This window comes from Polaribacter sp. Hel1_85 (assembly GCF_000766795.1).
In the GTDB taxonomy this organism is placed as follows: Bacteria; Bacteroidota; Bacteroidia; order Flavobacteriales; family Flavobacteriaceae; genus Polaribacter.
The window spans coordinates 1,105,480-1,125,434 of record NZ_JPDS01000001.1 but is presented as its reverse complement, the minus strand read 5'-3'; the positions used below and the strand labels follow the sequence as shown (position 1 = coordinate 1,125,434).

Genomic DNA, 19,955 nt, shown 5'->3' with positions numbered 1-19,955 from the left:
AGATAATTATATTCTTCTAAGAAGAATGTTTTATTGAAATATAAAAAATAGAATCTTGGAAAATGAATAAATATTTTTAGTTTTTTTATTACAAAATACTATATTCGTTAACTATAAATTAAAATAAAAAAGAATGAAAAAATTGTTAATCTTATTTTTAGTAATTTCTGCAAACTTAAGTGTAGCCCAAGATTCAGTATTACTTAGATTGAATTATGAAAAAGGAGTAACTTATGATGTTTCTATGAAAATATCTCAAGAAATGGGAACTATGATGTCTATGGGAATGGCTATTAATATGGATATAAAAGTTTTAGATGTAAATGAAGATACTTATGATAGTGAAATGAAATTTACTAAAATGACAATGGACATGTTACAAGGAGGACAAATAATGAGCTTTGACTCTTCTAAAAGTGATGATGAGTTAGATGAAGCTGGTAAAATGATGAAAACTCAAATGGGACCAATGTTAAAAGCTGTAATTTTTGCAAAGGGAAATAATTTGGGCGAAATTATTGAAGCTAAAGCAGAACCTAATGTTCCTGGAATGGAGGATATAGCAAAGCAATCTAGTAATGTTGTTTATCCTAAAGAGGCTATAAAAGTTGGTAGTACTTGGATGATGACTAAGAATGAAAAAGGAATGAAAATGGATTTTATATATACAGTGAAATCTATTTCAAAAGAAAATATAATTGTTGATTTAACTGGAGAAGTTTCTGGGATGGCAACTGGTAAAATAACTGGAAATATGGAAATTGAAACACAATCTGGAATTCCTGCAAACTCTCAAATAAATATGGATATGTCTGTTAGTGGGCAAGATTTAAAATCTAAGGTAACCATGACAATGGCTAAAAAGTAATCTTATTGCTTTAAACAATAAAAAGCTTCAGAGAAATCTGAAGCTTTTTTATTTAAAATTAAATTATAGCGTAAATTATAATGATCTCGCGTTAAAAGTATCTCCTTGATTAACATCACCTGTATCAAACCCTTTTTTAAACCAACGCATTCTTTGAGCAGAAGTTCCGTGTGTAAAAGAATCTGGTACAACTCTTCCTGTAGAGTTTTTTTGTATACGATCATCACCAATTGCATGTGCTGCATTTAGAGCTTCTTCCAAATCACCATGTTCCATCATTTTGTTAATTCTTTGAGAGTGATGCGCCCAAACACCTGCATAAAAATCTGCTTGTAACTCTAGCATTACAGAATATCTATTGTACTCAGTTTTACTAACCCTACCTCTAAGTTGTTGTACTTTTCTGTTAATACCAGTAAGATTTTGGATGTGATGCCCAACTTCATGAGCAATTACATAGGCTTGTGCAAAATCTCCAGGAGCATTTAATTTTCTCTCCATTTCTTGAAAAAAACTTAAATCGATGTATAGTTTTTCATCACCAGGACAGTAAAAAGGTCCTGTTGAACTTGATGCGCTTCCACAAGCAGAATTTACAGACCCAGAGAAAATAACTAAAGTAGGTTCTCTGTAGTTTGGTATTATTTGGTTCCAAATATCTTCTGTATTTGCTAAAATAGTAGCACTAAAATCTGCCAATTCATTTTCTTTAGCAGTTCCTTTGTAATTAGTAGAAGATTCTATTTGATTATTGGTATTACCTGTTATAAAATTTAAAGGGTTATTGCCTGTAAAATACATTACAGCCAAAACTATACCTACAATAATTAACCCTTTTTTAGAGGTTACTAATTTTAAAAGTAAAGGAATTAAAAGTTTTAGCATTCCCCCACTTAACATTCCTCCAGAACTTCTACCAGAAGACGCGCCTCTTCGATCATCAACATTTGCGCTTTTTCTATTTCCTTTCCACTTCATAAATTTTATATTTAAAAAAGATAAATCTACTATTTATTTTTTAGTTGATAAAATTCAATTTTAAAGAATATATCAAATACAAAATTTTACGATTAATTTCTATTTAATTCTTTTTGATTGGGTAGAAAAAGATAAACCTTGTTGGCCTTTTGTAGAATTCATAATTCCTTCAAACAAAGGCTCTGGACAGTTTTTTGGGATTTTCCATTCGAAAATAAAATTAGAACCAGTTCCTCCTTCAGTATCAACTTCGTCTATTATAATTTCTGTGGTTTCTAGTGGTGCTAAATAAATAGGTTTCTTAAAATAAGTACGCACTGATTTACCATGAGTGTCATAATACTCTGCTTTTAGTATATAAATAGTGTCAGAATCACTTGTATTTCTCAAACTAACCATTGCTGTTAGGTTATGCCTTTTATGTTCTGAAACACTGTAAATTTCTGAGTAAATAGAAAGATAAGATTTTCCATATTCTAGAGAATCTATCGTATTTATATTTACAAATCTTTTTGTCCAATTTTTTGCATTTATAGAACTAACTTCTTTTTTTTCATTACAACTTAATATTAAAAGACTAAGTAGTAAAAGCAGTATGTATTTTTTCATTTTAGTTTTTTAAAATAAGATTATTATCCTTTTAAAAGGTTTTAACGAATTTACTTGTTTTTATTTATAAAATCAAAAAACCTCACTAAATTAACAGAGAGGTTTTATCTTTTAAAGATTTTTAATAAATAACTTTTAATCCCTTTTATCTTGTTGTTCTATATGATAATGATTGCCAAAAGTAGATGTATCTTCTTCGTTTATAGAGTTAGAAAAACCCAACATAAATGCAGTGATTATTAGTAGTGTTTTTCTTTTTAACCAAAGTAATAACTGTTTAGTTTTAACTAAATATTTTTTCTTTTTATACATGTTAATAATGATAAATGGTGAGACATTAATTTTATCATCGGATGCTTTTCAGCATTTGCCTAAAAAAGATATTTTAAGCTATATATAAAGGTGAAATTGAATTACTAGAAGTAACTTTATTGATTAAGAAAATATGTTGATCATTTTTTAAAGCAATCTTTTGGTACAATTGCTTTTGTAGTTTTATAATACTCTGAATTTTGTTTTCAAAAGCACTTTTTAAATAAATATTTTGAAAGAATAAAGCCAGAAAAAAATCACTAGATAATAAATGCTTTCTAAAAACAATATGTTTAGTGTTTTTAGAATTAAATTTTTTATGCTGAATTATTTTAGAAGACTCAAAATAATTAGAAGTATGATTTTGAGCATAGAAATTAGATTCTGCAACTGATAGAAGGAATACTAAGAGAAAAACAAAAAAATGTTTTAGTTGCATTTTGATTTTGAATCTGTTTATATAAATATTTTTAAAAATAAACCTCTCTGTTTTCACAAAGAGGTTTAAAACTTATGTGTGGTATTACCACTATTTTATCAGCTCGTAAGAACGTTTAATAAAGTTTGTTAACTCTTCTCCATGTAAAAGGTTTTGAGATAATTTTGCTAAATCAAAAGCTTGAGAAATTAAACGTTTTTGTTTCTTTTCTGTTTTTGTATTTAAAATTTCAGAAACTAACGGGCTATTTGTGTTTACCACTAAATTGTACATGTCAGGAAAATTACCCATTCCCATCATTCCACCACCACCAGAAGCTTGCATTTCTTTCATTCTACGCATAAATTCTGGAACTGTAATTATAAACGGTGAAGAAGCAGAATCCATAGCTTCTAATTGAACTGTATATGTTTTAGAAGGAACAGCAGCTTCAATAATAAGCTTTAAAGTCTCTTTTTCTTCATCAGATAATTTAGAAATTACATTATCGTCTTTCTTAATTAAATTATCAATATGATCTGCATCAACTCTGGTAAATTTAATTTTTTCACCAGCACCTTCTAATTTCTGCATTAAATGCGAAATAATAGGAGAATCTAATAACAATACTTCATATCCTTTTGCAGTTGCTTCTTGAATATAACTATGTTGTCCTTCTTTATGTGCAGCATATAAAATAACATGATTTCCATCTTTATCTGTCTGAGAATCTTTTGTTTTTTCAATTAATTCATCAAACGTATAGTAAGTATCTGCAACTGTTGGGTATAGAGCAAATTTTTTCGCTTTATCGAAGAATTTATCTTCAGACAACATTCCATATTCAATAATTACTTTAATGTCATTCCATTTTTTTTCAAAATCTGGTCTGTCTTTTTTGAATAAAGAAGTTAATTTGTCTGCTACTTTTTTAGTAATGTAACCAGAAATTTTCTTTACAGCTCCATCTGCTTGTAATCCAGAACGAGAAACGTTTAAAGGAATGTCTGGAGAATCGATAACACCTTTTAGCATTTGTAAAAAGTCTGGTACAATTCCTTCAACATTATCCGTTACAAAAACTTGGTTTTGGTACAATTGGATTTTATCCTTTTGCATGTCCATGTTTTGAGATAACTTAGGGAAGAATAAAATTCCTGTTAAGTTAAAAGGATAATCTACATTTAAATGAATGTGGAATAAAGACTCTTCAAATTGCATTGGATACAATTCTCTGTAGAAATTATCATAATCTTCATCGTTTAAATCTGCAGGTGCTTTTGTCCAAGCAGGTTCTGTATTGTTGATAATTTTATCAACCGTAATTTGTTTATGAGGCTCTGTAGTTTCTTTACCGTCTTTATCTTTTGTAGTTTTTGGTGTAAACTCAGGATCGTTAATTTCTTTCGTTCCAAATTTAATTGGCACTTGGTTAAAACGATTGTATTTGTTTAATAAACCTTCAATTTTACTTTCTTCTAAAAACTCTAAAGAATCTTCTGCAACGTGTAAAATAATTTCTGTTCCTCTGTCAGATTTATCAGTTTCTACTAAAGTATATTCAGGAGAACCATCACAAGTCCAATGAGCAGCAGGAGCATCTTTAAAAGATTTTGTTTTAATTTCTACTTTATCTGCAACCATAAAAGCGGAGTAAAAACCTAGTCCAAAATGACCAATAATTCCTGCTTCATTGTCTTTGTATTTATCTAAAAATTCTTCAGCTCCAGAAAATGCAATTTGGTTGATGTATTTTTCAACTTCATCTGCAGTCATTCCTAAACCTTGATCTTTAATTGTAATTGTTTTTGCATCTTTATCAATGCTTACTTCCATTTTAGTATCACCTAATTCAGTTTTTGCTTCACCAATAGAAATAAGGTGTTTTAATTTAGAAGTTGCATCTGTTCCGTTAGAAATCAACTCACGTAAAAAGATTTCGTGATCAGAATACAAGAATTTTTTAATCAACGGAAAAATATTCTCTACCGATACATTAATATTTCCTTTTGCCATTTTATGTTTATTTTGTTTTTTATTGATGTTATTCTAATTTGTCTTTTCGACTTTATGGAGAAATCTAAAAATTGATGTAAGATTTTTCGACTTCTTTTCATTTCGCCCAAAATGACAATTACAAATAACAGTTTATAATTATTTTTATATTTTACTATTAGTCAAAAAAAATACCAAAAGTAGTTTTGTGACAAGATGACAGAAATTTATTTTATAACCTGAATTTTTGCTACATTTAGAATCTATCAAATTAAGATTTTATCATTTATGAATGATTTAGAATACGATTATGTAATTATTGGAAGTGGTTTTGGTGGCTCTGTAAGTGCATTGCGTTTATCTGAAAAAGGATATAAGGTTTTAGTGATTGAAAAAGGAAAATGGTTTGAAGCAAAAGATTTTCCGAAAACAAATTGGAACTTAAAAAAATGGTTTTGGAAACCAAATTTTGGATTGCATGGTATTTTTAAAATGACTTTTTTAAACCATGTTACAGTACTTTCCGGTGTTGGTGTTGGTGGAGGTTCTTTAACTTATGCAAACACTTTACCAATTCCCAAAGAAGATTTTTTTAAAACTGGGAGTTGGGCAAACTTAAATTCTTGGCAAGAAACATTAAAACCTTTTTATAAAACTGCTCATAAAATGTTGGGAGCAGAAGTAAACCCTAAGTTATTTGATGCCGATTTGTTGTTAAAAGATATTGCAAAAGATTTAGGAAAAGAAAAGGAATTTGAACCCACTAAAGTTGCAGTTTTTTTTGGGGAACCTGGTAAAAAAGTGAAAGATCCATATTTTAACGGTAAAGGTCCAGATAGAAAAGGTTGTATTCATTGTGGTGCTTGTATGACAGGTTGTAGGTACAATTCTAAAAATACGTTAGATAAAAATTACTTGTATTTAGCCCAACAATTAGGCGCTAAAATAATTGCAGAAAAAGAAGTTTTTAATGTAGAAACTATTGATGATAATAATTCTTCTAAAGGATATAAAATAAGTTATAAATCTAGTATTGGTAGAAAAAACAAAGCAAGTGTTACTGCTAAAGGTGTTATTTTTTCTGGTGGAGTTATGGGAACAATTCCATTACTATTAAAGTTAAAAGAAACCTCTCTTAAAAAATTATCCAACTTTGTTGGAAAAGATATAAGAACAAATAATGAATCTTTATTGTCTGTTACTTCTACTAAAGATGATGACAAAGATTACTCTAAAGGTATTGCCATTGGCTCAATTTTACATACTGATAAAAACAGTCATTTAGAACCTGTTAGATATGCAAAAGGGTCTAGTTTTGTAAAGCTAATTACATTACCAACTGTAAAAGGAAAATACGGAATTTTTAGGATTATTGGTGTATTGGGGGTTATAATAACCAAACCATTTTATGTTTTAAAAACCTTGTTTACTAAAAAATACGCAGAGAAAACCACTATTTTATTATTTATGCAAACTTTAGATAGTACTTTACAAATAAAGAAAGGTAGATTTACAGAAATGAAAACCATTGCAAAAGAAGGAGAAAAACCAAATGCATTTATTCCTGAAGCAATTACATTAAGTAAAAAAGTAGGTAAAAAGATAAAAGGAATCCCTTTTTCAAATTTTACAGATGTTCTTTTAGGAACTACTACAACAGCTCATATTTTAGGAGGTTCTGTAATGGGAGCAGATAGTAAAACGGGTGTTATAGATAAAGAATGTAATGTTTTTGGCTACAAGAATATGATGATTTGCGATGGTTCTATGATTTCTGCAAATCCAGGAGTGAATCCATCTTTGTCAATAACTGCAATTTCTGAATATGCTATGAGTAAAATACCAAGCAAAAAAGAATAATAAATAAGGAATGAAATTATAAAGTTTTTAATTTTTAAGAATTCTGTAATAGAATTCCTATTTTAGTAAAATCGAATCGTAATATTTTAAGAATTTTCAAAGCTATAATTTATGAAACCTATTAAGGATGAGTTAAATAAAGAAGCAATTACTGCTATTTTTAATGCTCACAAAGCAAATCAATTTGTAGTTGGAAATCAATCTATAAAAGAAAGAAGAAAGAAATTATTAGCTTTAAAAAAAGCAGTTGAGGTTACTTATAGAGATGCTATTAAGGAGGCACTTTATAAAGACATGAGCAAGCCAGCAGCAGAAGTAGATTTAACAGAAATTTACCCAGTTACTAGTGAAATTAAACATACTTTAAGACATTTAAACTCTTGGGCAAACAAACAAAGTGTATCTACACCATTGGCTTTTGTGGGGTCTACTTCCTATATAAAACACGAGCCTAAAGGAGTTTGTTTAATTATTTCTCCTTGGAATTTTCCTGTTAATTTAACATTAGCACCTTTGGTAAGTGCCATTGCAGCAGGTAATACTGTAATTTTAAAACCTTCAGAAATGACACCTCATATTTCTAAGGTGATGAAAGAATTAGTAACTGCTGTTTTTAATGAAAATGAAGTAACTTTAATAGAAGGCGCTATACAAACATCTACAGATTTATTATCTCTACCCTTTAATCATATCTTTTTTACAGGATCGCCAGCAATTGGTAAAATTGTAATGGTTGCAGCTGCAAAGCATTTAACATCTGTAACCTTAGAATTAGGTGGTAAATCACCAATAATTGTTGATGAAACTGCGTCTATAAAAACGGCAGCAAAACGTATTGCAGTTGGTAAGTTTGTAAATGCTGGTCAGGTTTGTATTGCGCCAGATTATATTTATGTTCATAAAAGTAAAGCAAAAGAATTGGTTGCAGAATTTAAAAAAGTACTCGCTACTTTTTATGAAGGAGATGCAAATAGCTCTAAAAGTTATACGTGTATTGTAAATGCATCTCACAAAAAACGTATTAGTACTATGATTTCTGATGCGAAATCACAAGGAGCAAAAGTTGCTTTTGGTGGTAAAGTTGATGAAAATACAAATGCAATTGAGCCTACTATTTTAACAAATGTAGATTTGAACTCTAGCGTTATGCAAGAAGAAATTTTTGGTCCCATTTTACCAATTATTCCTTATGATGATGTTACCAAAGTTATTGATGCCATAAATACGAAAGAAAAACCATTGGCTTTGTATGTATACAGTAAAAACCGTAAAAATATAGCTCATATTCTAAATAATACAAGAGCAGGTGGTTCTTGTGTAAATAATAATGCTGTTCATTTTTACAATAATAACTTACCTTTTGGAGGTTCTAATAATAGTGGAATAGGAAAATCTCATGGTTTTTTTGGCTTTCAAGAGTTCTCAAATGCAAGAGGTGTTTTAAAGCAAAATATACCAGGAGCGTTAGAATTATTAGTGCCTCCTTATACTAATTTTAAAGAAAAAATTATTAACTTTACTTTAAAGTGGCTTTAATTAGTTTAAACTTAAAAAAATAATTTCACTTTCATTTTTACCTTTATTTAATTAAAGTTATTCATTAAAAAAAGAAGGCAGTTTTCTAAAATTTCGTTATTTTATTAGATGTATATCCGTTACTTACACCAAATAAAAAAATTGATTTGGAAAACACGTTAATTTATCCCTATTTTAGCTTTCTGCAATCTAACAATTAACTAAAAATATTAATATATGTACAATTCTAAAATTATAGGACTTGGATATTATGTTCCAGAGAATGTTGTTACCAACAACGATTTAAAGGAATTTATGGAAACTTCTGACGAATGGATTCAAGAAAGAACGGGGATAAAAGAAAGAAGGTGGATTGACCCAAAATCTGGAGATACTACAGCAGTTATGGGAGCGAAAGCGGCTAGAATTGCTATAGAAAGAGCAGGTTTAACTAAAGATGATATCGATTTTATTGTATTTGCAACTTTAAGTCCAGATATGTATTTTCCTGGAGGTGGCGTGCAAGTGCAAGATATGTTAGACATGCCAACTATTGGTGCTTTAGATGTACGTAACCAATGTTCTGGTTTTATTTATGCAATGTCTGTTGCAGATCAGTTTATAAAAACTGGGATGTATAAAAACATTTTAGTTATTGGAGCAGAAAACCATTCTGGAGGATTGGAACGTTCTACAAGAGGAAGAAATGTTTCAGTAATTTTTGGTGATGGAGCAGGAGCTGCGGTATTATCTAGAAGTGAAGAAGCAGGAAAAGGTATTTTATCTTCTCATTTACATTCTGAAGGAAAACACGCTAAAGAATTGGTTTTAGAAGGTCCTTCTACACAAAGATGGGTACCAGAAATTTTAGAAGCAAACGATCCAGATGATGTTTCTTATTACCCATATATGAATGGACAGTTTGTATTTAAACATGCCATTACCCGTTTTTCTGAAGCGATTGTAGAAGGTTTAGCGGCCAACAATTTAGAAAAAGAAGATATAGATATGTTAATTCCTCATCAAGCGAATTTACGTATTGCACAGTTTATACAAAAGAAGTTTAGATTGTCTGATGATAAAGTTTTTAATAATATTATGAAATACGGAAACACTACTGCTGCTTCTGTAATTATTGCGTTAACTGAAGCTTGGGAAAAAGGAAAAATTAAAGATGGAGACTTAGTAGTTTTAGCTGCTTTTGGTAGCGGATTTACTTGGGGTTCTGTAATTATACGTTGGTAATATTTTACGATTATTTTTAAATATTAAAAAAGGTGTTACATTTTGTAGCACCTTTTTTATTTGATTTTTATTGATTCGCTAACGGTTACGTATAAGAATTGTGCGTTTTTGTGTGCGAGGATTTTCCGCAGGAAAATCAGAAGTAACAAAAGTGCACTGTTCTTTATTTAAGTACTAATCTACGCATTATTTTTATGCGATGTTGTGAGCAGTTATTTTTCAGCGTACCATTTTTCAATACTATTCATCTTCATTTTAAAATTCTCTTTGTTTAATTTGATGAATTTGAATTCATTTCTAATTAAAAGCTTATTTTCTTTAAAAGAAGGAAATACTAAAAAGTCAAATTCGCTTTCTTCTTCTTTTTCATCTACTTTTATCAATAAAACAGGAATATTAATTAGTCCTGCATCACGATACGTTTTCAACGCACTCATTTGTTTATTAATTCTACTTTGAAATCTTATTTTTGTCTTAACCTCAATTGCAAATTTAACATTAGAATTAGTTTTAAATTTAACAAACAAATCAAACATTGGTGTCGGAAATGTTTCAATTTCAAATTTGAAACCAGATTTCAGCAAAAACACTTTTACCATTTCTTCTGCTCTCCATTCTTTAAAGTTCTGAATATTGCTCATTAGAGTTTATGTTTAAAAGTTCGTTTATGCGTTTTTATATTCGAGTCAAGCCAAAACTTTTTTACTTCATCAAAAAGTTTGGCTCTATTAATTTTATTCAGATTGAAATTAGTTGGAAGACTACTAATTCCTTTTCTTCGTTTTGTGTTTACGGAAACTAAATAAACCTCGTCAGTATCATTATCCACTCCTGCTACATAAGTAGGACAGTAGTATTCGTTAAGTTTATGAAGCTTTTCTTTAGGAACTTTGACTTTTAAGTTTCCATTTCGATTTAATCCGCTGTGAGTTGCTTTAACTTGAACAATAAAGAAGAAAACTTCCGATGGTCCGATTAATTCTACATAAAAATCAGAAGCAGGCCATTTTTCGCCTAAATGTCTTGGTCTAAACGTATAATCACGTGATATTTCAACGTTGAAAATATGTTCTCCTAAATCTCCAATTTCGTTACTCATTTTTGTTTTGAGTTCTGTTTTTTAATTGCTTACAACTTAAGACGATTATGATGTCGTTTTAATGACTTATAATCGGCGTTAGCGAAGTTCGTTTTTTTTAAGTTTAGAAACAAACTAAACTAGTTTGTTACAAAACGCCACCACTTCCTTGGGTTTCGTTTTTTTCTCTGTATTTTCTATCTCTAGCTCTGTTTTTTCCGCTTCCAAAATCATAAGAAAAACCAAAATATATAGAACTGTATTCTAACGTAAAGTTTCCTGTTTGTGCAAATGGGTTGGTTGCAGAGAAATCTAATTTATAACCGTCAAAAATATCGGTTCCTCTTACTGTAATGGCGCCATTACCATCTAAAACAGATAATTGTGCTGCAGCATTTACTAAGAAAAAAGGTTTTACTTTAAACTGTACATTTTCGTTTTTTCCTCTATACATACCAGACAATTGAAAGCTTAATTTTTTAGTAACTTTAAAGCTATTGCTAATATTTGCTGTAAAACGATTGTTTTTAATACGTTCGTTTTGGTTGTTTATAATACCCTCACTTTCTTGAAAATACAGGCTAGAACTTGGTCTAAAACTCCACCAATTTGTCAGTTTAAAACTAGAAGAAAACTCTGCACCATAACTGTCTGAAGTATCGTAATTTTCATAAGAAAGCAATTGTCTGTCTGTATTGGTAAGATCTTTATTTATAATTCTTCCAATTTTGTCTGTAGTATGTCTGTAAAAAGTACCAAAAGTTAGGTATCCATTTTTAATATTTCTGGTATAATTTATTTCAAATGAATTGGTAAATTGTGGTAATAAAGTTTGGTTACCAATAGAAGTGGTTAGAGGAGAAGTCCACTCTTGTATTGGTGTTACTTGCTCAATACCTGGTCTGTCTACTCTTCTGCTATAACCTAACTGAAATTCGTTTTTATCTGAAACAGAATAGGTGAAATAAGCAGAAGGATATATGGTAAAAAACGTATCTTCATAAGGTTTTGTAGCTGTTTGCACTGTGTTTTCAAACAAACCATTTACTGTAAAATGTTCTAAACGCAAACCTCCTTGAAAGGTAAGTTTTTGAAATTCTTTGGTATAATTTACATAACCAGAGTAAATATCTCTATCGTAATTAAAAGTAGTATTTCCTCTAGGTACAATTGCAGGAGTTCCACCAGTTTCAATTTCTTGATCTGTAATAATGTTATTAAATGTAGTATGAATTCTTGCTTCAAATCCCAACTCTAAATTTCCTCCAGCAATTGGTTTTGTGTAATCTAAATTGGCTAAAAAAGTATCGGAATTATTGGTAATTGTATTCTCGTAATTATATAGTTTAGAACTTGGGTTTACAGTTTCTATCACAAAATCGTTTTGAGGATTTGTTGTTTTTGTATAATTAATCTCGAATTCTATATTTTGTCCTTTATCATCAATATCTAGTTTGTAATCAATATTATACGCTTGTTCTTTTGTGTTGTATTTTGATAGGTTGGGTGCATTAAAAACAAGATTGTTATTTTCTACCACTTTACTGTTAATGCTAAAATCTGTATCCGCAAAATTTTGCGAGGTATAAAAGGACAACGTATTTTTTTTGTTGATGTAAAAATCGATTCCTGTTTTTAAATAATGACTAGTAGTATTGTCTACATAATCGATGTTTTGATACAGTTCTTTATCAGTTCTATCAAAAAAGGAAAAGGTTTCAAATTCCCCTAAATCGAAACTGTAATTTGCATACATATTTACTTTACCAGTTCTGTAATTTAAATCTAATGAGCTAGTTGGTCTTGTATTTATGCTATGTTCTACACCAATATTTATAGAACCGTTAAAACCTATGGTAGTATTTTTTTTTAGAATGAAATTGATAATTCCACTCATACCTTCAGGATTGTATTTTGCAGAAGGATTTGTAATCAATTCTACACTTTTTACAGAAGCAGCAGGAATTTGTTTTAATAATTGAGCAGGAGATAAGTTGGAGGGTTTGCCATCAATTAAAACACGCACATTATTATTACCTCTTAAATTAATAGTACCAGAACTAAAATCTACTTCTACAGAAGGTATATTTTCTAATAACTGTAAAGAGTTGGTACCTGCAGAAGCTAAATCTTTACCAACATGTATTATTTTTCTATCTATTTTTTGAACAATTTTAGAAGATGCTGCTTTAACAACAACTTCATCTAAACTTTTAATGTCTTCTTCTAAATGAATGGTTGCTAAATCTATTTCTTGTTGAAGGTTAGAAAGTACAATTTTTCTCTTTATGGTTTTGAAACAAATAAACTGGAATTCAATAAAAATAGAGTCTAAAGGAAGTTCCTTGATAAGAAAAGTCCCTTTATTATTTGTAATTCCACCAGAAATTATAGTTTCTATATGGTCTTTAATAACAATGTTTACATAAGGTAATGCTTTTTTTGATTTAGAATCAACAACTTTTCCTGTAAGTATTCCTACTTTTTTTACACCTTCTGTTTTTGTTTGAGATAAAAGAGTAAGTGATAAAAAGAGTAGAAAAAAGGGGATACACTTTTTCATATTCTTCAAAATTTAATTTGTAATTTTCATAGCAAATAAAAATTATAACAAACTAGGATAAAAGTAATTAAATTTTGGAGAATAAAAAACCTCAAGCTTTAAATTATTGCTTGAGGTTGTAATTTAGAATTATTATGCTTTATTAAAAGCCACCACCACTTTGTTTGGTGTTATTATCTCTTTGTCTTCTTCTTTTTGCTTTGTTTTTTCCACTACCAAATCTGTAATTAAAACCTAAATAAGCAGTTTGACTTTCCCAATTAAATTTACCATTTTGTACAAATGGACTAGAAGAGTTAAAGGCAAATTTCATTCCTTTAAAAATATCATTTACTCTTAAATTTACAGTTCCTTTTCCTTTTAAAACTGTTAAACTTGCACCAGTATTTACCATCCACATGTTTTCTACTTTCCATTGTATATCTTCTTGTGGACCTCTGTACATTGCAAATAATTGGAATCTTAAGTTTTTAGATGCTTTAAAACTATTGCTAATTCTTGCATTAAAAACTTCGTTTGTAACTTCTATTCTTGTAGCATTTGTATTATTTTGATCTACAATACCTAATTGTTTTTGAGAGTAAAAATCCATACTAGAATTTATTCTCCACCAATTATTTACTTTATAGTTTGCAGAAAATTCTAATCCGTAAGAACTTGTGTCATCAAAATTAGCGTGAGAAAGAATTTGTTTTACATCAGGATCTAAAGGATCTGCAAACGTTACACGAGAAATGTTATCATTTATTTTTCTGTAAAAAGTACCAAATGTTAATGATCCGTTTTTAATTTGACGCGTATAATTAACTTCATACGAATTGGTAAACTGAGGGTTTAATTCTGGATTACCAACAGACGTAATTAAAGGTGTACTCCACTCTCTAATTGGATTTAATTGTCCAATACTTGGTCTATCAACTCTTCTGCTATAACTAACTTGAAATTGGTTTTTTTCTGATGGATTGTATGTGAAAAATGCAGATGGATATACTGTGAAAATTTCATCGGTTACTTTTTCTATAGCAGCATTTTCCTGATTAAAAGTTCCTTCGATTTCATATTGTTCTAATCGAGCGCCCAACTGCATCGTTAATTTTCCGAATTTATGACCATAGTTTACATAACCAGAATAAATTTTTCTATCATAATCAAAAGAAGAATTTCCTACACGTTCATAAATATCAGCATCTGCTGTTTCTCTTTCTTGATCTGTAAGGTTAATGTTTGCAGTATTATTACTTCTATACTCTAAACCTAATTCTAATTTTCCTTCTTTAGAAACTGGGTTTGTATAATCGATATTAATTAAAGTATTATTTCTATCGTTTTCAATATCATTTGTATAATTAAAAACTTTATAATCTGGATCTGTTACCAACTTTAAATCATCTGTATTTTCTGCATCTTCAGGATTATCTGTTTTAGAGTAAGTCGCTTCAAATTCTAAATTATGACCTTCTTTTTTAAAGTCTACTTTATAATTTACATTGTAGGTACCAGAATTATTGTTTTGATCTTGTATGTTTCTGGCATCAGAAATTAATGTTCCATTTCCATCAATTATTGTACTTCCATTTCCACCACCAATAAACTTGTTTTGAGTAGTATAAAAAGACAACGTATTTTTATCATTTAAATATATATCTGCACCAACTTTTAATAAATGGGATTGGTTTTTGTTTACAAATTGAAAGTTTTGCAATACATTAGTAGAAGGTCTATCTACAAATCCGTAGTTAAAATTATCACCGCCATTGTATCCATAGTTTCCAAAGAAATTTACTTTTCCGGTTTTATAATTCATGTTAGTTGATGCATTATAACGTACATAATGACCAGCCGTAATTCCAGTATCTACAGAACCATTAAAGCCCATATTTGCATTTTTATTTAGAATTATATTGATAATTCCACTCATTCCTTCTGGGTTGTATTTTGCAGAAGGATTTGTAATTAATTCAATACTTTTTATAGAAGTTGAAGGAATTTGTTTTAGTAATTGAGCCGCAGAAATATTGGTTGGTTTTCCATCAACTAAAACTCTTACATTGTCATTACCTCTTAAACTAATAGAACCTGTTTGGCTATCTACACTTACAGATTGTACATTGTTTAAAAGTTCTGATGCTGTTGTACCAGCAGAAGTTAAGTCTTTACCAACATTTATTACTTTTCTGTCTACTTTTTGTACTACAGAAGAAGTTTCTGCTCTTACAATTACTTCATCTAAACTAGCACTGTCTTCTTCTAAAGCGATAGTTCCTAAATTGATATTTTTATTTTTTTTAGAAACGCTAATTTTTTTAGAATAGATTTTAAAGCCAATAAATTGTACTTCTACCAAACTATTTCCTTTAGGAATGTCTTTAATTTTAAAGTTTCCGTTTTCATCTGTAATACCACCAGTAATAATTTTTTTTGCAAAATCTCTTATAACAATATTTACATAAGGTAGTGCTTCATTATTGGTTTTGTCTATTACTTTACCTGTTATTATACCCGGTTTTGGTAAGTTGTCTTTTGCCATTTGTGCAAATGAATTTGCAGAAATAAATAAAATTGCAATTACTAATATTTTTCTCATCGTGGTTGATTTAATTATTTTGGTTGATGTTTAATAGACGAGGCTTTGTTTATATTTGTTACGAACATTAACGCTGTTTAACGTATTATTAACAAATGAAAAATGTAACACTAGTTTTAGGAGCTTCTTTAAAAGAAACACGATATTCTAATATTGCTATTAAAAGATTGAGAAGTAAAAGGTTACCTGTTGTAGCAATTGGTTTAAGAGAAGGAAAGGTTGAAGATGTGACAATTGAAACTAAAAAAATACCTTTTAATAATATAGATACTGTAACATTATATCTAAATCCCAAAAGGCAATTAGAGTATTACAATTATATTATAAGTTTGAGTCCAAGAAGAATTATTTTTAATCCTGGAACAGAAAATATGGAATTTGTAAAATTATTAAAAAAGAATAATATTGAATCGGAAGTTGCTTGTACTTTGGTTTTGTTAAGTACAAATCAATATTAAAAAGTAAATCGAATTGGATTGGAGGACATTTTCTTTTAAAGAATCTTGTGATTTCTAATATATCTTAATAGACAATTAGTGAGACCAATCCAATTTACTTTGTTGTAAAAATACTTTATCATTAAAGTTTATACAATACTCATAATGAGTATATTGATGTAGCTATATTTTATATAAGTGATGGAGTATTCTTAAAATAACTGATTAACTCAAAGGTAGAAGTTAAATTTAATTTTTTAAGAATATTTCTTCGATGAGTATCTACAGTATGTTTGCTAATATTTAAATTTTCGGCAATTTCAAGACTTGTTTTCTTAGAAATTAAAAGACGAATAACATCTCTTTCTCTATTGCTAATAGAATCTAATAAATTGGAATTAGACATGTTTTTATAAAAAACAGTTTCGTACTCATTTGCTTCATTTAAATATTTAGCAGATGCACAAATATCCATATTTAAATCACCATCTAAAACAGTATAATGTGCCAGACCAATAATAGGCTTATGATCTTTATCAAATTGAAGAGGAGTTGTATTTTGTATGATTGTAATGTAGTTTCCTTTGGCATTTTTAATTCTATAATTCCAAGTATAACTCATTTTTTTACGCTGCTCGTCATTCAGATCATTCATTGTGAAAACCATGAGTTCATTTAAACAAGAAAGCCATAGTTTAATGTCTTCTGGATGAAAAAGTGACCAGAAATAATTCATGCCACCTTCTTGCATTTTTTCTATAGATAAACCTGTACAAGCAGTAAAATTTTTACTGATATATTCAAAATTTTGTTGTGCAGTATTTGTTATGCAAAAAAAAGTAGTGTTATATGGATAATAAAAATCAAGTTCAATCAATTTTTTAATGTGTTCTTCAATCTCTACTTTAGAGTAGGTATCAAAAATTTCATTATAAATTGAATTGATGTTTTTCGTTTTCAAATAAACTTTATTTCTATTTAATTATACTGTAAATACTTTACCAGGTTCTGCTAATGCTGTGTTTTCAAAAGTTTCTTGAGCCTCTTTTTTAAACAAACTAATGTCTTTGTATCTCCCAGAATAATGACCAATAACTAATTGGTTTACATTTGCAGCTTTTGCAATTTCTGCAGCTTGTTTAGAGGTTGCATGTTTTGTTTTTTTAGCTAAATCTTCTCTATCACTTAAAAACGTAGCTTCATGATATAATAAATCTGCGTTTTCAATGATGGGTACAATATCTGGTTTATAACTTGTATCACTGCAAAAAGCAAAGCTTAATGTTTTTGGTGGGTCTAATGTTAATGCTTTATTTGATATAATTTCTCCAGAAGATAAAACAACATCTCTACCAGCTTTTATATTTAAAAAATCAGCTTTGTCAATTTCTGGATAACCGCTAATATTTAACATGTTCAACTTTCTTGGTTTCTCTTTTTCTGTAAATAAATAACCATTTGTATAAACTCTATGAGTTAACGGAATTGTTTTTACAGAAACTTTATCATCTTCAAAAATAAGTTCACTTTTTTTAGAAGTTAACTCATGAAAAATCATGTTATATTTTGCGTAAGATTTAGAAACTTTTAATTGTAGTAAAGTAACTTCTTTAATCCCTTTTGGTCCATAAATATGGAGTTCTTTTTCTCTGTTTAACATTCCGTAAGTAGAAAGTAAACCTACCAAACCATAAAAATGGTCTCCATGTAAATGAGAAATAAAAATATGATTTATTTTAGAAAAACCAACTTTATATTTTCGCATTTGACGTTGTGTTCCTTCTCCACAATCAATTAAAAAATGACTGTTATTAATTTCTAAATATTGAGAAGTTGGAAAAGCGTTTACTCTTGGTGTTGCAGAATGACAACCCAAAATAGTTAATGAGATACTCATCTAATAACAAAACGTTTTGAGATAATTTTCTTTTTATCTTGAATACTGTATATGTACATTCCTGTTGGTAAATCATTCTTGTAAAAAGGTATGGAGTTTTTACCAAATTGGACTTTTATATTTTTTTTAAAAACAGTTTTTCCTAAAACGTTTTTAACTGTAAAATAAATGTTAGCATTAGAAGTTGAAGTAAAACTAATCTTTGTAGAATTTGTAAACGGATTTGGAGCAGCAGATAAACCATCAATTGAATTTTCTTGAGAAAACCCTAAAGAGGTAATACTTAAAAATAAAATAAAAAGTATTTTTTTAATCATGCTTGTTTGGTTTAAAATCCTAAATCTCTTTCTATATCTTCCATTTCTATAACATCTTCTGCTTCTTGTAAAGTAGGTACAATGTTAAAATTCTCTGGAAAATCGTCTATGTCAATTTCCGAATTTACTACTACAAATGATGTGCCATTTTCTTTTTTTTGCACAGCTATATTCAAAAATAGTAAAAATTCTTTAGTAGTTGGGTTACTAATACTAGAAATTTGTAGGATTAGGTTTTCTTTTTGAAGTTTTTTTTCTTCAATTAAGAAAGAATTATAAAACTCAGAAAAATTATTTTCATTACTTGTAATAAGTGTATATGTTTCTTTTTTTTCTATTTGCATAATTTATCTTTTAACTTGTTGAGCCAATAAATAAATTACAGCCATTCTAACTGCTACACCGTTTTCTACTTGATTTAAAATGATAGATTCATTAGAATCTGCAACATCACTTGTAATTTCTACTCCACGATTTATTGGTCCTGGATGCATAATTACAATTTTCTTGCCAAGGTTGTCTAAAATCTCTTTATTTATCCCAAAAAGTTGTGTGTATTCTCTAGTTGATGGAAAATATTTAATATCCATTCTTTCATGTTGCACACGTAAAACATTAGCAACATCACACCATTCTAGTGCTTTTTTAAGATTGGTTTCTACTGCAACACCTAAACTAGAAATGTATTTAGGAATTAACGTTGTTGGTCCACAAACTTTTACTTCTGCACCTTGTAATTGCAAAGCAAATATGTTGGATAAAGCAACTCTAGAGTGCAAAACATCACCAACTATAAGAATTTTTTTACCTTTTACACTTCCTAATTTTTCTCTAATAGAGTAGGAGTCTAATAAAGCTTGTGTTGGGTGTTCATGCGTTCCATCACCAGCATTTATAATTTTTGCATCTACATGTTTAGATAAGAAAACGCCAGCACCAACACTTGCGTGTCTCATAACAACAATATCTACTTTCATAGCTAAAATGTTGTTAACAGTATCAATTAACGTTTCTCCTTTTTTCACGGAAGATTGACCAGCAGAAAAATTAATTACATCTGCAGAAAGTCTTTTTTCAGCCAATTCAAAACTCAATTTTGTTCTTGTACTGTTTTCAAAAAACAAATTGGCAATAGTAATATCTCTAAGAGAAGGTACTTTTTTAATAGGTCTATTAATTACCTCTTTAAAATGATCTGCTGTTTTAAAAATAAGATCAATATCAGTTTCTTTAAGATACTTTATTCCCAATAAATGTTCTACACTTAATTCTGACATAA

The 19,955-nt window shown here is 28.9% G+C and carries 19 protein-coding genes; 5 read left to right on the top strand and 14 right to left on the bottom strand.

What is annotated here, in order from left to right:
• Nucleotides 1-133: 133 nt before the first annotated feature.
• Nucleotides 134-868 (top strand): DUF6263 family protein, encoded by a 735-nt coding sequence (locus PHEL85_RS04850; protein WP_036821787.1) that lies wholly within the window; start codon nt 134-136, stop codon nt 866-868.
• A gap of 75 nt (nt 869-943) precedes the next feature.
• Here the strand turns inward: PHEL85_RS04850 and PHEL85_RS04845 are convergent, their stop codons facing one another.
• From PHEL85_RS04845 to htpG, 5 genes are all read right to left on the bottom strand, one after another.
• Nucleotides 944-1,846, bottom strand: coding sequence for a neutral zinc metallopeptidase (locus tag PHEL85_RS04845; RefSeq protein ID WP_036821784.1), 903 nt, complete (start codon nt 1,844-1,846; stop codon nt 944-946).
• Between the two features lie 99 nt (nt 1,847-1,945).
• Nucleotides 1,946-2,455, bottom strand: coding sequence for a DUF3124 domain-containing protein (locus tag PHEL85_RS04840; protein WP_036821782.1), 510 nt, complete (start codon nt 2,453-2,455; stop codon nt 1,946-1,948).
• A gap of 135 nt (nt 2,456-2,590) precedes the next feature.
• On the bottom strand, nt 2,591-2,767 hold the full coding sequence (locus PHEL85_RS17925) for a hypothetical protein (protein WP_200882313.1): 177 nt from the start codon (nt 2,765-2,767) through the stop codon (nt 2,591-2,593).
• A 73-nt stretch (nt 2,768-2,840) separates the two neighbouring features.
• Nucleotides 2,841-3,206 (bottom strand): hypothetical protein, encoded by a 366-nt coding sequence (locus PHEL85_RS04835; protein ID WP_036821779.1) that lies wholly within the window; start codon nt 3,204-3,206, stop codon nt 2,841-2,843.
• 90 nt (nt 3,207-3,296) lie between these two features.
• A complete protein-coding gene (gene htpG / locus PHEL85_RS04830) occupies nt 3,297-5,201 on the bottom strand; it encodes a molecular chaperone HtpG (RefSeq protein WP_036821776.1) in 1,905 nt (634 codons plus the stop codon).
• A 267-nt stretch (nt 5,202-5,468) separates the two neighbouring features.
• On the opposite strand from htpG, the gene PHEL85_RS04825 reads away from it, so the two are divergent.
• The 3 genes from PHEL85_RS04825 to PHEL85_RS04815 all read left to right on the top strand — a co-directional run bounded on the left by PHEL85_RS04825 (nt 5,469) and on the right by PHEL85_RS04815 (nt 9,800).
• Nucleotides 5,469-7,040, top strand: a complete 1,572-nt coding sequence (locus tag PHEL85_RS04825) for a GMC oxidoreductase (RefSeq protein ID WP_036821773.1) — start codon at nt 5,469-5,471, stop codon at nt 7,038-7,040.
• Nucleotides 7,041-7,151: 111 nt separating this feature from the next.
• A complete protein-coding gene (locus tag PHEL85_RS04820) occupies nt 7,152-8,576 on the top strand; it encodes an aldehyde dehydrogenase family protein (protein WP_036821770.1) in 1,425 nt (474 codons plus the stop codon).
• Between the two features lie 216 nt (nt 8,577-8,792).
• The gene (locus PHEL85_RS04815; RefSeq protein ID WP_036821766.1) at nt 8,793-9,800 is read left to right on the top strand and encodes a 3-oxoacyl-ACP synthase III family protein; all 1,008 of its coding nucleotides are present in this window, start codon (nt 8,793-8,795) and stop codon (nt 9,798-9,800) included.
• A gap of 212 nt (nt 9,801-10,012) precedes the next feature.
• On the opposite strand, the gene PHEL85_RS04810 is transcribed toward PHEL85_RS04815, so the two are convergent.
• From PHEL85_RS04810 to PHEL85_RS04795, 4 genes are all read right to left on the bottom strand, one after another.
• Nucleotides 10,013-10,441, bottom strand: coding sequence for a hypothetical protein (locus PHEL85_RS04810; protein WP_036821763.1), 429 nt, complete (start codon nt 10,439-10,441; stop codon nt 10,013-10,015).
• Entirely contained in the window at nt 10,441-10,899 is a 459-nt protein-coding gene (locus tag PHEL85_RS04805) for a DUF4365 domain-containing protein (RefSeq protein WP_052108449.1), read from the bottom strand. Before PHEL85_RS04805 ends, PHEL85_RS04810 begins: the two co-directional genes overlap by 1 nt.
• A 127-nt stretch (nt 10,900-11,026) precedes the next feature.
• Nucleotides 11,027-13,441, bottom strand: coding sequence for an outer membrane beta-barrel protein (locus PHEL85_RS04800; protein WP_036821758.1), 2,415 nt, complete (start codon nt 13,439-13,441; stop codon nt 11,027-11,029).
• A gap of 142 nt (nt 13,442-13,583) precedes the next feature.
• The gene (locus PHEL85_RS04795; protein ID WP_036821755.1) at nt 13,584-16,025 is read right to left on the bottom strand and encodes a TonB-dependent receptor domain-containing protein; all 2,442 of its coding nucleotides are present in this window, start codon (nt 16,023-16,025) and stop codon (nt 13,584-13,586) included.
• Between the two features lie 95 nt (nt 16,026-16,120).
• Here PHEL85_RS04795 and PHEL85_RS04790 point away from each other — a divergent pair, with 95 nt between their 5' ends.
• A complete protein-coding gene (locus PHEL85_RS04790; protein ID WP_036821752.1) occupies nt 16,121-16,483 on the top strand; it encodes a CoA-binding protein in 363 nt (120 codons plus the stop codon).
• A gap of 169 nt (nt 16,484-16,652) precedes the next feature.
• Here the strand turns inward: PHEL85_RS04790 and PHEL85_RS04785 are convergent, their stop codons facing one another.
• From PHEL85_RS04785 to PHEL85_RS04765, 5 genes are read right to left on the bottom strand one after another with little or no spacing between them, the layout of a single operon-like run.
• On the bottom strand, nt 16,653-17,423 hold the full coding sequence (locus tag PHEL85_RS04785) for a response regulator transcription factor (protein ID WP_036821745.1): 771 nt from the start codon (nt 17,421-17,423) through the stop codon (nt 16,653-16,655).
• 21 nt (nt 17,424-17,444) lie between these two features.
• Complete coding sequence (locus tag PHEL85_RS04780) at nt 17,445-18,359, bottom strand: ribonuclease Z (protein WP_036821744.1); 915 nt, start codon at nt 18,357-18,359, stop codon at nt 17,445-17,447.
• Entirely contained in the window at nt 18,356-18,676 is a 321-nt protein-coding gene (locus PHEL85_RS04775; RefSeq protein ID WP_036821743.1) for a T9SS type A sorting domain-containing protein, read from the bottom strand. Before PHEL85_RS04775 ends, PHEL85_RS04780 begins: the two co-directional genes overlap by 4 nt.
• An 11-nt stretch (nt 18,677-18,687) precedes the next feature.
• Complete coding sequence (locus tag PHEL85_RS04770; RefSeq protein WP_036821742.1) at nt 18,688-19,020, bottom strand: hypothetical protein; 333 nt, start codon at nt 19,018-19,020, stop codon at nt 18,688-18,690.
• Nucleotides 19,021-19,023: 3 nt separating this feature from the next.
• The gene (locus tag PHEL85_RS04765; RefSeq protein ID WP_036821741.1) at nt 19,024-19,953 is read right to left on the bottom strand and encodes an aspartate carbamoyltransferase catalytic subunit; all 930 of its coding nucleotides are present in this window, start codon (nt 19,951-19,953) and stop codon (nt 19,024-19,026) included.
• Between the last annotated feature and the right edge of the window lie 2 nt (nt 19,954-19,955).